This is a genomic window from Acinetobacter terrae (assembly GCF_013004375.1).
Classification (GTDB): domain Bacteria; phylum Pseudomonadota; class Gammaproteobacteria; order Pseudomonadales; family Moraxellaceae; genus Acinetobacter; species Acinetobacter terrae.
The window spans coordinates 1-14,090 of the sequence record NZ_JABERI010000001.1 but is presented as its reverse complement, the minus strand read 5'-3'; the positions used below and the strand labels follow the sequence as shown (position 1 = coordinate 14,090).

The 14,090-nt window shown below is 41.9% G+C and carries 11 protein-coding genes; 2 read left to right on the top strand and 9 right to left on the bottom strand.

Annotation, left to right across the window (positions count from 1 at the left end):
* Positions 1-126: 126 nt before the first annotated feature.
* Positions 127-2,892: a DNA polymerase I gene (gene polA / locus HLH14_RS00050; RefSeq protein WP_067721818.1), complete on the bottom strand. Its 2,766-nt coding sequence runs from the start codon at positions 2,890-2,892 to the stop codon at positions 127-129.
* Positions 2,893-3,054: 162 nt separating this feature from the next.
* Here polA and HLH14_RS00045 point away from each other — a divergent pair, with 162 nt between their 5' ends.
* Complete coding sequence (locus tag HLH14_RS00045; protein WP_067721815.1) at positions 3,055-5,760, top strand: DUF2339 domain-containing protein; 2,706 nt, start codon at positions 3,055-3,057, stop codon at positions 5,758-5,760.
* A gap of 100 nt (positions 5,761-5,860) precedes the next feature.
* Here HLH14_RS00045 and HLH14_RS00040 read toward each other — a convergent pair whose 3' ends face one another.
* Together HLH14_RS00040 and HLH14_RS00035 are read right to left on the bottom strand one after the other, a co-directional pair.
* A complete protein-coding gene (locus HLH14_RS00040) occupies positions 5,861-6,787 on the bottom strand; it encodes a mechanosensitive ion channel family protein (protein WP_067721808.1) in 927 nt (308 codons plus the stop codon).
* An 8-nt stretch (positions 6,788-6,795) separates the two neighbouring features.
* Complete coding sequence (locus tag HLH14_RS00035) at positions 6,796-7,608, bottom strand: hypothetical protein (RefSeq protein ID WP_378320488.1); 813 nt, start codon at positions 7,606-7,608, stop codon at positions 6,796-6,798.
* Positions 7,609-7,716: 108 nt separating this feature from the next.
* Here HLH14_RS00035 and gspE point away from each other — a divergent pair, with 108 nt between their 5' ends.
* Entirely contained in the window at positions 7,717-9,204 is a 1,488-nt protein-coding gene (gene gspE, locus HLH14_RS00030) for a type II secretion system ATPase GspE (RefSeq protein WP_067721804.1), read from the top strand.
* A gap of 73 nt (positions 9,205-9,277) precedes the next feature.
* Here gspE and HLH14_RS16180 read toward each other — a convergent pair whose 3' ends face one another.
* The 6 genes from HLH14_RS16180 to HLH14_RS00005 all read right to left on the bottom strand — a co-directional run bounded on the left by HLH14_RS16180 (position 9,278) and on the right by HLH14_RS00005 (position 13,683).
* Complete coding sequence (locus tag HLH14_RS16180) at positions 9,278-9,358, bottom strand: DUF4951 domain-containing protein (RefSeq protein ID WP_328703805.1); 81 nt, start codon at positions 9,356-9,358, stop codon at positions 9,278-9,280.
* A gap of 276 nt (positions 9,359-9,634) precedes the next feature.
* Positions 9,635-10,060, bottom strand: coding sequence for an organic hydroperoxide resistance protein (locus HLH14_RS00025; RefSeq protein ID WP_067721799.1), 426 nt, complete (start codon positions 10,058-10,060; stop codon positions 9,635-9,637).
* 111 nt (positions 10,061-10,171) lie between these two features.
* Positions 10,172-10,996: a carbon-nitrogen hydrolase family protein gene (locus HLH14_RS00020; protein WP_067721796.1), complete on the bottom strand. Its 825-nt coding sequence runs from the start codon at positions 10,994-10,996 to the stop codon at positions 10,172-10,174.
* A 22-nt stretch (positions 10,997-11,018) separates the two neighbouring features.
* Entirely contained in the window at positions 11,019-11,537 is a 519-nt protein-coding gene (gene gigB, locus HLH14_RS00015) for an anti-anti-sigma factor GigB (RefSeq protein ID WP_067721795.1), read from the bottom strand.
* A gap of 113 nt (positions 11,538-11,650) precedes the next feature.
* Positions 11,651-12,619, bottom strand: coding sequence for an RsbU family protein phosphatase GigA (gigA, locus tag HLH14_RS00010; protein WP_067721794.1), 969 nt, complete (start codon positions 12,617-12,619; stop codon positions 11,651-11,653).
* A gap of 110 nt (positions 12,620-12,729) precedes the next feature.
* Positions 12,730-13,683: an MlaA family lipoprotein gene (locus tag HLH14_RS00005; protein WP_067721793.1), complete on the bottom strand. Its 954-nt coding sequence runs from the start codon at positions 13,681-13,683 to the stop codon at positions 12,730-12,732.
* Between the last annotated feature and the right edge of the window lie 407 nt (positions 13,684-14,090).

Below are 14,090 nucleotides of genomic sequence, written 5' to 3'. Positions count from 1 at the left end.
CCTCTCTTGCGCTTTACTTGAAAGCACTGCTTTCAAGTAAAGCGCAAGAGAGGTGAGGAGAGGGATATTAAAAAATTTAACCTCTCCCTAACCCTCTCCTAAAAGGAGAGGGAACTCTCTACTTCTTTAATGCGCCTCATCCCAATTCATACCTTTACCCACTTCGACAATCAGCGGTACAGAAAGCTGAATCACCGATTGCATTACTTCAGCCAGTTTCGGTGCAAGTTCATCGGCAATGTCGGCATCCACTTCAAATACCAATTCATCGTGTACCTGTAGCAGCATTTTGGCTTGATCTTTCGGTAATATTTTATCGACTTCAATCATCGCCATCTTGATGATGTCGGCTGCACTGCCTTGAAGCGGTGCATTGATTGCCGCACGTTCAGCGCCTTTACGCACCATCATATTTCGTGCATCGATATCCGGTGTATAAAGGCGACGACCTAAAATCGTTTCGACAAAACCTTGTTCCAAAGCCACCTGACGAGTACGCTGCATATACTCATAAATACCCGGGTAGCGATGGAAATATTGCTTGATATAGTCTTGCGATTCTTGGCGGGTAAAGCCGAGTTGACGAATCAAACCAAATTCCGACATACCGTATAAAAGACCAAAGTTAACCGCTTTGGCTTGGCGACGCTGGTCATTGGTCACGTCTTCAAGTGCGATACCTAGAACTTCGGCAGCGGTACGACGATGTACGTCTTGTCCATGCTTAAAGGCATCAACCAAGGCTTCATCCTGTGAAAGATGCGCCATTAAACGCAATTCAATTTGTGAATAATCGGCTGCCAGCAATACACGACCTTCAGGTGCAATAAAGGCTTTGCGAATTTGACGCCCAATTTCTTCACGAACAGGAATGTTTTGCAGGTTAGGATCAGTCGATGACAAGCGACCTGTTGTCGTTAAAGCCTGATGATAACTGGTATGCACACGACCGCTGTCATTGTTGGCTTGTTTTTGTAGACCATCGGTATAAGTACTTTTCAGTTTTGAAAGACCACGATATTCCAAAATTAAAGCGGTAATCGGATGGTCAATTTTTTCCAGGATACTTTCACTGGTACTGTATTGGCCAGTCGCGGTTTTCTTGCCACCTTTGAGTCCAAGCTTGTCAAATAACACTTCACCGACCTGTTTTGGCGAGCTGACATTAAAGCTTTGTCCTGCCAATTCGGTAATCTGGTTTTCGAGGTTTTGAATGGTATTTGAAAATTCCACACCTAGTTGATCCAAGAATTTCAGATCAAGCTCGATACCGTTTTCTTCCATGATGGTCAGAACACGGGCAACCGGCATTTCAATATTGTGCAAAATATTGTTCAGCTCAGGAATGGCCTGTAACTTTTTAGACAAAACTTCATACAGACGATAAGTGACATGCGCATCTTCAGCCGCATAATGCGCTGCTGTTTCAATCTCAATTTGATTAAAGGTTTTCTGTTTAACCCCTTTGCCGGCAATTTGTTCAAAGGTTGTGGTCAAATGACTCAAATATAAACGCGCAACATCATCCATGCCGTGATGGGTCGCCACAGAATTTAAAACGTATGAAGCCAGCATGGTATCGAAATACCAGCCTTGTAATTCAATGCCGTGATTTTGCAAGATGTGGGCATCATATTTTAAATGATGTCCAATTTTCTCAACGGAATCATCTTCTAAAATCGGTTTGATTTGCGCGAGGATGGTTTCACGATTCAGCTGTTCCGGTGCATCTTCATAGTCGTGTGCCAGCGGAATGTAATAGGCATCGTTGGCATCAAAAGCCAGTGAAAAGCCGACCATTTCAGCGACACGATAATCCAGACTGGTGGTTTCTGTATCGAAAGCAAAGCGTTTTTCAGTACTTAAACGTGTGAAGAGTTTGTCCCAATCCGCCTGAGTTAAAATCGTGTGATAATTCGCTTTTCCCAGTTGATCATCTACGCTGGTAATATCGGCCTGATCTTCAGTTTCAATTACGACTTCTGAGTGTGCAGATTTCTCAATGACTTTAGAATTTTGTTTATAAACTGAATTATTCGGATTATTTGGATGGTCCAGAGACTGTAACTGGTTACGGAATTCAAGTTCGGTATACAGGCGACGCAGTTCTTCGACATTGGGGTCAAGAAGTTTAAGATCTTCATAAGTGAGGCCCATATCAAGGTCGCAAACAATACTGGCTAATTGATGATCCAGGGTAATGCCTTCAACATTATCTTTAATGTTTTGACCGACTTTACCTTTGATTTGATCGACATTTTCTAAAATGCCACCAATTGAACCGTATTCAGTCAAAAGTTTAGCTGCGGTTTTAGCGCCCACGCCGGGTACGCCACGAATACCATCAGAAGCATCGCCCATCAGGGTTAAATAATCGATAATTTGATTCGGCCACACCCCGAATTTTTCAAACACGCCATCGACATCCATCGGTTTGTCTTTAAAGCTGTCTTCTAAGGTTACTTTGTCGGTAACCAATTGAGCCATGTCTTTATCGCCCGTGGAAATCAGCACCTGATAACCTTCTTTTTCAGCACGTTTAGCCAGTGTTCCAATCACGTCATCTGCTTCAGCGCCTGGAAGGGTATACAAAGGAATACCTAAAGCACGGATCAGGTTGTGAAGATAGGGAATCTGCTGAGAAAGTTCATCCGGCATACTTGGACGGTCACCTTTATAAATCGGTGAAAGCGCATGACGAAACGTCGGTTCAGGCGTGTCAAAAATCACCGCCATATGGGTCGGTTGAATACGGCGCATCAACTTTTGAATCGCAGAAATGGCACCACGAATTGCGTTGGTCTGTAAACCAGTCGAAGTGGTTAGTGGTGGCAGTGCATGGTACGCACGAAATAAAAAATATGAGCCATCGACCAAAACAAATGGTGGCATTGAAGGATTCCTAATTCAAATATCGGGCTTATTGTACGTGATTTTGCACATGAACATAGACTCATCATCAAACAAGCGTGTTACCGAATATCTGATGAATGCTTAAAAATCAAAGTCCGAGCTGTTGTATGATCGGGTCAAAAGGATTGAGATAAAGAAAAGATGCACAAAGGGCAGAGCGAAATCCGGATGATTTGGCTGATGGTATTAATTATTGTCGGGGTGGGGTCTTGGTTTTTAGAGCTACGCATATTCACGTATTTATGTGGATTGGCCTTTGTCATGAGCGTGATGCAATATGTCGATGCCATCCAGACACCCACAGTGAAAATTGCTGCAGAAACAAAACTTTCAGTTCAGGAAACCTCTAAAGTTCCCTTATATCTTTCTTCAATTGTTGCCATTGTCGGTGGTGCAATGGAGTGGGGTTTTGTCGTGGGGCTTGGCATCACGGCGTGGATTTTTTTCTTTCTGAGATGGTTACGCCGTTTAGAAGGTTTATTAAACCAAGTGCAAACGCGCTTACATCAGACGCCAATAAACCTACCTTCTACTGTCGAAAATCCACCCACTCAACTTCCTGAATCTCAAATTGCTTCCCCTTCATTAGAACTGATTGATCAGCTAAAACAATGGATTTTTCAAGGAAATCCTGTTTTAAAAGCGGCAATATTGGTGTTGGTGATTGGTATTGTATTATTATTACGTTTTGCGACCGAACATTGGCAACTCAGTCTTGCCTTGAAACTGGCGATTGTGGCCAGTGTTAGTGTCGCAGTTACAGCATTGGGGTATTGGTTCCAGAATAAAAACCGCAGTTTTGCACTGGCTTTAGAAGGCTTGGGTTTAGCGGCATTATTTTTGACCTTATTCTTTGCTTATTACAATGCCGTGATTCCAACCTTAGGCATGGCTGCATTGTGCTTTGCTGTCATTATGAGCGTGACCCTCGGTCTAAGCTTAAAACAACAATCGATTGAACTGGCACTGATGGCGATGATCATTGCCTATATTGCGCCATTTACCTTGCCAGTTCGCAATGCCACCGCCATTGAATTGATTGCTTATTATGTGGTGATTAATCTTGCCGTTGTCGTGCTAAGCACATTACGCCCCTGGAAAATCCTCAATCAAATTGCTTTTTTAATGACCGTGATTGTCGGTGGAGGCTATGCCTTTTATCAGGGGGAAGAGCAAGAATGCAATACTTTAACCTTATTGGTCATGATCCATACTGCCATATTTGTATGGCTGAGTTTTCGTTTTAGCCAGCTGATTGCCAAAGATGATCTTGCCCAATTCAAACTCAAACCTGCTTTAGATATTGCCCTTATTTTTGGCGCACCGATTGTCGGTTATATTTTTATTTATTTAATGTATTTTGATGAAATGCTACGACAAGCAGGTGCAAGTCTGGCGTTTGCAGCCGTTTATGCAGGTTTGTATCAACTCTCTAAACGCAATCAGGCAGTGCAGCTAATTTCACAAAGCTATTTTAGTTTAATGCTGATTTTCCTGGCCCTGATTCCACCAATTCTTTTACACAAACAATGGAGTGTCATTGGCTGGGCAGTGGAAGGACTGATCATTTTTACTTATGCCTTGTATCGCAAGTCGGAGATCAGTCGTTATCTTGCCATGGGTTTGCTGATTGTTGCCGGATTATCCAGTTTGTATTATCTGGTGGAACTGAATGAATTCCCACGTGAGATGTATTGGGGATTATGCCTGAGCTATTTTGCTGTGGTCGTGGTCGCAAATAGCCGAGAATCGTTTAGAAATCAGCTGACCAATTCAACCATTGCTTTTCACTGTTTACAGATGTTGTCTGCAACCACGATGTTCATTGTGTTGTTGCTTGATGAAATTGACAGTCCTCACCAGCTTGTGATGAGTCTGTTGATTGTCAGTGGATTATATCTGCTGATGAATGAGGTCATACTACGTTGCAAAGCCACATGGTCATGGCTATTTCCTAAATGGCTGGGCTTAATTCCAGTCTTTGTTTTTGCATTGATCATTGTGATTGATCAGAGCAAGCAAGGGATTATTGTTTGGGAATCTATGTTTGATCGCATTGGTTTTGCCCTCTCTGGCTTGATGTTAACTGCATTATGGCTACGTCCGATGTTGGGCGTACGGAATGAAAAAGAATGGGTCAGTTTTGGGACGCTAACCAGCCTTGCCATGACCAGCTTAACTTTGCTTCCGAGCATGCCTTATATCAGTGTGGTGATTTTGCCTTTGCTGTTCTGTGCTTGGTGTTATTGGCAGGTGGATAATCCAGACTGGAAAATGTTCTGGCAAGCGCGAAGTAGTTTAGTGCTGATGGCGACATGGATTATCTGTTCGCAACTGTTTACTCAACAAGCATTCCAAAGCTATTTTCTACCGATTATTAATTCATTTGATTTGGTCAGTATTGCCATGCTGGCGTGCTTTATCTGGATGTTGTCATTGCAGGTTAAAACGGGCTTAGATAAAGGCATCGTGGCGGTACTGATGGTACTCAGTCTGCTCTGGTTAAGCAGTTATATGGTGCTACGTGCATTACACATGTATTTAGATACGCCGTTTAACGAACTCGCTTTATGGGAAGATGGCACCGTTCAACTCAGTTTGACTTTGCTGTGGGTGAGTTTGGCCTTTATGACCATGAGCCTTGCCAGCCGAAAACAACTACGTTCAGTCTGGATTTTGGGTGGCAGTATTTTGGTGATTGTCACCTTGAAGTTGGTGCTGTTTGATTTGTCACATATCGGAACTATAACCCGCGTTATTTCATTCTTGGGTGCGGGCTTTGTGATGTTGGTGATTGCTTATATTGCCCCGATTCCTGAAAGCCATCTGACTGAAAAATCCCCCTAAATCCCCCTTTGATAAAGGGGGACTCGAGTCTAAATAAATGTTTGCTTGGATTCTCCCTCCTTTTTAAAGGAGGGTTGGGGAGGATTAAATGATTAAAAAACTATTTTAAATCCGCCTCTCGCTTCACTTCTTTGGCATTGGCATATTGGTCAATATCTTCCTCATTTAAAGGCTGAACATTCGCAGGACGATCGACAAAGCCCATTTTCGGTACAGGAATTTCGATCTGATTGTCCAGGAAACCATTACGAATGCGTTCCTGCATCTCATCACGCACTTTTAAAAAGTTTTCACGGTCACACCAAACCGCAAATAACAGTTCAATGGATGATTCACGGAAGGCTGTGACGGTAACGGCAGGTTTCGGATCAGCTAAAACCAGTGGATATTTATTGGCAACATCTAGCAGAACTTCACGAACTTTAATGATGTCTTCATGAAAGTTGATGGCTAAAGTAATTGGAATACGCCGAATGGGAAACTTGGACAGATTATAGACGGGTGCCCGAATCAGCTGTTCATTCGGGACACGCACATAGACATTATCCTGAGTCAGCAGTTTCACCGAGAGCAAGTCAATCGAAATGACTTCACCTTCAATGGTATGACCACGAATTAAAGTCATTTGCACCGTATCGCCAATTTCAAAAGAACCTTCACCAATCAGGAACAAGCCGCTGATTAAGTTGGAAGCAGAAGTTTGTGAAGCAAAACCCAAGGCTACGGTTAAAATTCCCGCTGCACCCAAAAATACACTCAGTTTAAAGCCGGCTTCTTTTAAACTGGCCATCACAAAAATCAGGAAGATGAAGTAGAAAATACCGCGTCGCCAAACCAGACTTTGGTGTGCATTAAAACGTGAACCGATGGTGCGGATAAAAGTATTTGAAACAAAACGGGCAATTAAAAAACCGATAAAACACAGCACCACCGCAACGATAATTTCAGTCAGGCGTTCCGTATTGATATTGGTAAAAATGCCTTTGACGCTTTGGGTAATTTCTTTTGGAATATTTGAATCTGCCATATTGCCCCCTAGAAAAATGAATCAAACATATTAAACAAAGCACTTGCGGGAGCACGTGGCGGATGCAGATACATCACTTCGCCTGCATGGGGTGGGGTGCGGTTTTCAATCCGAATTCGCGGCGGTCGATCCGAACCTTCATGCAAGACTTTAATTTGTGAAGTCCATAACCGTCCGGTACTTTCGCTATAGAATAGGGGAAGTGCAGAAACAGGCACATTCATCCGGTCAAAACGCAATTGTTGATGACTGGTATTATGAAATTCAATTGGGGTGACAGCGCGAAAAGCACGTGGTTTTAACTGATGTAATTCGGTACGCCCATCGACCGAAGTGGCATAGCAAATTTCCCCAGTGCGATGATTCGGGCCAAACCAGGTGTCTTTTGGCAGAATCACTGGAATATCAAACAGCGGATCTTTTTGTCCTTCGACAAAACCGGCAATCCATAATGGGGTACTAATATAAAGTGTCCCACGTTGTCCGGCAGGAATATAAATCGGATCAACCGGTTTGATCACCACGGAACGATCTGCCAAACGCGGCATAAGCTGTAACTTATTTTGCGTTGACTTGAACATATAGCGTTCTACTTTGACCGGTTGTGGAAAACCAAAATTCGGATCTTCAATTTGATGCCACTTTTGTTCATAGTCGTACTGAACTGGCGGGCGATGAAATTCCAGCCGCCATTCTTGTAAGCCACGGGTAAGACGAAATAACAGTGAACCAAACTGCCATGCTTTAGGCTGATTCAATTCAAAAGTGTGTTCACCCCACCATTTCAAATTCGGGTGCTCTGGTTCGATCAATTCATTGATTTTAGACAACGGCACATTTCCTTTATTGCTTAATCAGTAAAAACAGACTTCACGCTGTCTTATGCTTAGAGTACACTCAAATCAATTTATTCATCATTATAAACTTTGATGCAAGTACTTAAACAATTACAAATACCCTATAGTTTTGCCAAGCGTCATGGCGTATTGCTTCGATACGAGGGTGATCAGGCATTTATTGTGCGCCGTGAAAATACACCATTGCTGGCTATACAAGAAGCACGTCGATATTTAGGCCATGCTGCACAGCATCAATTATGTAGCGAACAAGAATTTCATCAATTGCTCAGTTCAAGCTTTGCCGGAGATACTGGCGAATCGCAACAAGTGGCTGCAGGTCTGGAAGATCATCCCGATTTACTCAGTTTGGCGGACTCAGTGCCTGAAGCTGAAGACCTGATGGATCAGGAAGATGATGCGCCGATTGTACGTTTGATCAATGCATTATTGTCTGAAGCAATTCGCGTCGGTGCTTCCGATATTCATATCGAATCTTTTGAAAAAAAATTATCCGTACGCTTACGTGTCGATGGGCAACTGCGTGAAATTGTCCAGCCCCGCCGTGAATTGGCGCCACTTTTGGTGTCACGTATTAAAGTCATGGCAAAATTGGATATTGCCGAAAAACGTGTCCCGCAAGATGGCCGTATGTCTTTAAGACTGGCAGGGCGTGAAGTGGATGTGCGTGTATCGACTTTGCCATCGTCACATGGTGAACGTGTGGTTATGCGTTTACTCGATAAGCAAGCCGGGCGTTTGAATATGACACATTTGGGCTTGATGCAGCCGGATTATGAGCGTTTAACCCATCTGGTGCATCGTCCACATGGCATTATTCTGGTGACCGGACCGACAGGTTCGGGTAAAACTACCACCTTATATGCGGCATTGTCTGACCTGAATGATGGCTCAAAAAATATTTTGACTGCCGAAGATCCAATTGAATATCAATTGGAAGGTATAGGACAAACTCAGGTTAATACCAAAGTGGATATGACCTTTGCGCGTGCTTTAAAAGCCATGCTGCGTCAAGATCCTGATGTGGTAATGGTGGGTGAAATTCGCGATCTGGAAACAGCGGAAATTGCAGTGCAAGCATCCCTGACAGGTCACTTGGTGCTTTCAACCTTACATACCAATACTGCAATTGGTGCGGTCACACGCCTAAAAGACATGGGTATTGAGCCATTCTTGCTCGCCAGTTCTTTGATTGGTGTGATTGCCCAGCGTTTGGTGCGTACCTTATGTCCACGTTGTGTCACATGGCATGAAGCTGATGCTTTTGAAACTGAAATTTTCCGCCATTTGGATGTCGCTACTGAACTGAAGTTACCGCAACCGAAAGGTTGTGAACACTGTTCGCATACCGGTTTTATGGGGCGTACCGCCATTTATGAAATTGTCCCTGTCGATGATCAAATGCGCCGTTTGGTACATGGCAATGCTGCGGAATATGAAATTGAAGCTTATGCACGCAAACAGTCAGGTTCTATTCGTGATGATGGTTTACGCAAAGTATTGGCAGGAAAAACCACCTTGGAAGAAGTACTGCGTGTCACCAATGAAGCGGCGGACTAAAACCAAATTCTGTTTACTATTTATGATTTGATAAATTGCTGAACTTAACAAAGTTCGGCAATTTTTTCATCAGCTATAGACGAAATGACACAGTCGGGTTACCTGAATTGCGCTGGATTTCATTTTCATAAAACTTCTGCCAGGTTCGAATCATCTCTAAAGTAAAAATATCTTAGGTTTTGAGCTTTTTATATCTGTTAATGATGCTGTTAAGACTTTTCTCAGCAAATTATCTTTTAATAAAATTCAGTAAATTTTATGCGTTTTTTGGGGCAATTACCGAATGGCTAGATCCACCTGAAATTTACCTTGCTTTACTGAGTGAATCAGATCACTAGGTCTAGCTCATGTAGATGAGAGAGTTGAGGAGTGATCAATAGACTCTATCCTAAAATTACCTGATTCATTTTAGGATAGATTTAGATTCTACTTAGGTAATCACATTCAAAGTCACATTAATATTGCCACGTGTTGCATTGGAATAAGGGCAAACAATATGTGCGGCATCGACCAGTTTTTGCGCTTCAGCCTGATCCATACCTTCTAAATGAATACTCAAGGTCACTTCAATCCCAAAACCTGTCGGGATGGGGCCGATCCCCACTTCACCTTCGATATAGGCATCTTTACTGATATTTAATTTATCGCGGTTGGCGACAAATTTCATGGCACCGAGGAAACACGCTGAATAACCGGCTGCAAAAAGTTGTTCCGGATTGGTACCGCCACCCGCACCGCCCATTTCTTTAGGTACGGCTAACTGGACATCCAAAATTCCATCGGATGATGTTGCACGCCCATCACGTCCACCGGTTGCTTTTGCTTTTGCTGTATAGACTGCTTTTTCTAAAGGCATTTTTATGATCCCTGTGATTCTGATATGAGCTGTTATCGTGTGGGATTTTGATGAAAGAATAAGCAGGGATTTTGTAATTTTTATACAGTAAAAATTTAAAGCTGAATTGAATTAAAAATTAATAATTTTACGGTGCTGAATTAAAGGCATAGATGCACGAACAGCCTCTTGTTCAGTAAGGTCAAAAGGAACCGTAATTAAACTTGCACCGTCAGTATCAATGATATTTAAAATTTGACCACGGCTATTGGTAGCACCTGCATGTCCCCAAGTTTGACGCTTTTCACCATGCCAGCCTTGTTGAGCAGCTCCTAAAACATGACATTGACTATCGATCGCACGTGCTTGCAACAGTAACTGCCAATGCATTTGACCAGTGGTGTAGGTAAATGCTGCAGGTGCAGTCAGTATATTTGCACCTTGGCTACGTAAAGTGAGTGCCAGTTCAGGAAAGCGCAAGTCATAGCACACCATTAGCCCAATATTGCCGAAAGGTGTTTTTGCAACGACTACATTTGTTCCAGGTTCAAAGAATTTAGATTCCTGATAGCCACCGACAGCATCACCGACTTGAACATCAAACAAATGAATCTTGTCATAACGCGCTTCAGTACGTTCGGGGCTAATGCATAAACTCACCGTACGTACACGACCATCCGTAATAACAGAGCCATCTGGACGGAACGGGCATGGGAGAGTGCCCGCCACAATCCAGATTTGATATTGATGTGCAAGTTTTTCTAAGCGCTGTTGAATCGCTTCGAACTGCGCTGCGGTTTCGCGTTGCTTTCCACCTGCAAAACAGACAAAGTTTTCAGGGAAAACAATCAGCTCTGCACCATCTGCTTTACTTTGTTGTATCAAAGACTCGATCACGATGAAATTGGCGTCAATATCATCTTGGGAATTCATTTGTACAACAGAGAGTAAAGTCATGTGATGGCTCTAAATAATAATTTTATACGTTTTGTTGAGACACTTGTTCTAAGGTGTCCTGTTCTTTTTGTAATTGTTTAACTAAAGGCTCAAACATGTTTTGGTTACTTTCATTCAACTTCATCAATGTTTTATGTGCATCTAAAACAGTGGTTAACATTGCGTTATGAGTAATATGTTCTTCGATTAATTCACGGGTACATACTTTTGGATCACCGCAGTAATTTAAGATCACAAAAACCTGACCCAAGCCCATGCTATTGGCCAAGGTAGTAATATCTGGATTGGTGGATAACATAACTGCCTGAATTTGGTGAGTCTGTTTCAGCTTTAAACCAAGCTTGGCAAGTATACCTAAGACAGTGCTGTCAATAAATGTAGTTTGGGTTAAATCTACGATTGCCCCAACGACATTGGATTGCTGTTCAATTTTACTAAGGAGTTTGTCTAGACTGATACAAGATTGGGCACGCACTTCGCCAATAAGCTTAAAAATATGCGTTCCATTCAAGCTTGCATATTCAACATGACCTGTTGACATATAAATGCCATTTGCAGAGAAGGATTCTAAAATTATCACATAGGGCTACTACAGACTCAAGTGCTCAAGAGTCGTATATCGCTTAGTTGAAAGTTAACGTATTGATTATATGATTAATTCATTCGGCGTAAACTTAGGATCGCAATATCGTCTGCAACATGTTCAGGGGCTTGGAAGGACTGATTCTGTAAATGGAAGACTAATTTTTCAAATTGTTCATTCAGTCCGCCATCAAAAGGTTCAAGTGCACCATCTGAACAAATAATAAACCGGGCCTGACGATTCAACACACATTCAAATTCTTCAACTTCAAGATCTTCAGTGAGTCCCAAAGGAAAGCTGCTGGTATTTAAAATTCGCGGTGGTTGGTTCGGTTCAAAGATAATTGCAGGAGGATAATGTCCGGCACTGGACCAACGTAGCTGATGAGTTTCTAAATTTAGAACCCCGGCAATCATCGTAATATGTTTTTCAATATTTTCTTGAACCAGCATCCCGTTGAGCTTTTTAATCAACTCGCGCGGTGTTTTAGATCGACCATGAAAGGCAGCCATCCAAGAAGTTAATAAACTACTGGTGACCCCATGCCCAGAAACATCAGCCAGATAAAACATAATTTCTTTATCGCTGATTTTCCAGTAATCGTACCAATCACCTGACAGGTATGCAGAAGGTTGAAACAGGGTTTCAACTTTATAATTCATTAGTTCAATCGGATTGGGAAGTAGGCACTGTTGCAAATGTGCAGCTGAGGGTAGGTCGCGACTATCTTGATTACGTTTATATTGCGCATCAATTTTCAGTAATGATGCTTCTGGATCACTCGGCAATTTATTCCAAATCCAGCCCGCTAAAGCACCCAGCTCCCAAGCTTGGGCTAAAGCTGTGCCTTCATTTTCAAAAGCCAACACAATGGTGGGTAGTGACCATTGATGCGTCAGATAGTCTTGTACATCCGCAATCGCTAAAATTGTAGGATCATACAAATCAATATCATCTATGTGAATCATTTGTACACTGGGAAGTGTACTTAGAACCTGATCTAAATAAGGAATATTGCGAGTCGGTTGAATGAAATACATAAAGAAATTGTATGATCCTTAAGGTGATAACGTATGGTTGTACTATAACAAGCTAATGATCAGCAAAGAAAGACGCTCTACTGATCATATTTTTAATAAATGGAAAAGACTTATTTAGTTGTTGGGTTTACATCATCGTTTTGCATTTCATCTGTGCTGTTATTTTGATTATCTTCTGGCACTTCATCTTCAGTGTTATCTAAATCATCTTCAATGAACATGCTTTCAGATTCTAGCCCTTTTTTTTCTGCAATTGCGAAATTTTTACGTTGCAAGTAAATATCACGAATTGCAGCATATTTATCGCCTTGTAAGACATCTTCTATATCTAAAAGTTGCGAACGAGCATCAATGCCGCGCAAAGCTTGGTCTGCCCAATAAATCCCATCATGATCTTCCAGAAGGTATTTTTGTGGGCGCGCCTGACTGTCTACTATGGTACCCAATCCGTCACGAAATGTACTTGGACCAAAAAGCGGTAAAACTAAATATGCACCCGAGGGAACGCCGTAATAACCTAATGTCGTACCAAAATTTTCTTCTTCAGCAGACAAACCAAGACGTCGCGCAGGGTCGGCAAAGCCTAAAGAGGTAATCGTATTAATGGTAAAGCGTCCTAAAGATTCTGCAGCACGAACAGGACGACCTTGAATCAGTTGATTTACCACATTCCAAGGTTCACCTAAGTTTTTGCGAAACTGACGATACGACCCACGAACATCAGAGGGTACTTTATCCTTATATTGAACGGCTAAAGGACGAGCTACATGACGATCTAGCACATCATTAAAAGCAAAGATCTGTCTATTCAAAGGTTGTAAGGGATCTTTTTGACTTTCGGGTTGGGTTGCATTTGCATTTACTTTTAAATCTTTCGCTTTAACATTTTTTAATTCTTTTAACGCTTCAAGACGAGGATGTTGAGCTGTTTGGATTTTTGCTGTAGAAGTTTTTAGGTCTTCTGTTGCCGAAGATTCAGAAGTATCAATCGAATCATTTGCACATACAGGAGAAATCAAGCCTAAAGATAGAAGGCTAGCCCAAACATAATGAAAGTGACGCATAAAAAATCCTAGAGCTTTATCGTAAGCCAGTGCTTAAAGCTAAAAATACCTAATAAAGTATATTAACAGTTCTTTGAATGATGGTATTAAAACAAATTTGATCAAATTATGTAGGAAAAAAAGATAAAACGATTAAAAAATACCCATGTGGTAAGAAAGGTTGGAAAAAGGGGTTGCGCCTGGCCTGAAATACTGTAGAATGCACATCCATCGGCGGTGATGTTGATTAAAACTTGTTGAGAAACAAGGATTTAGCCTAAAGGGTTTGAATCTTGAAGTCTTGAAGAAGTTTAAAAATAATCAATAAAACCTGTTGACTTTCTTTCAATAGAGAGTAATATAGCCGACCTAGCTTGCTGCTGACGAAGTAGCAAGAAGATCATTAAGAGATTATGAAGAACAACTTG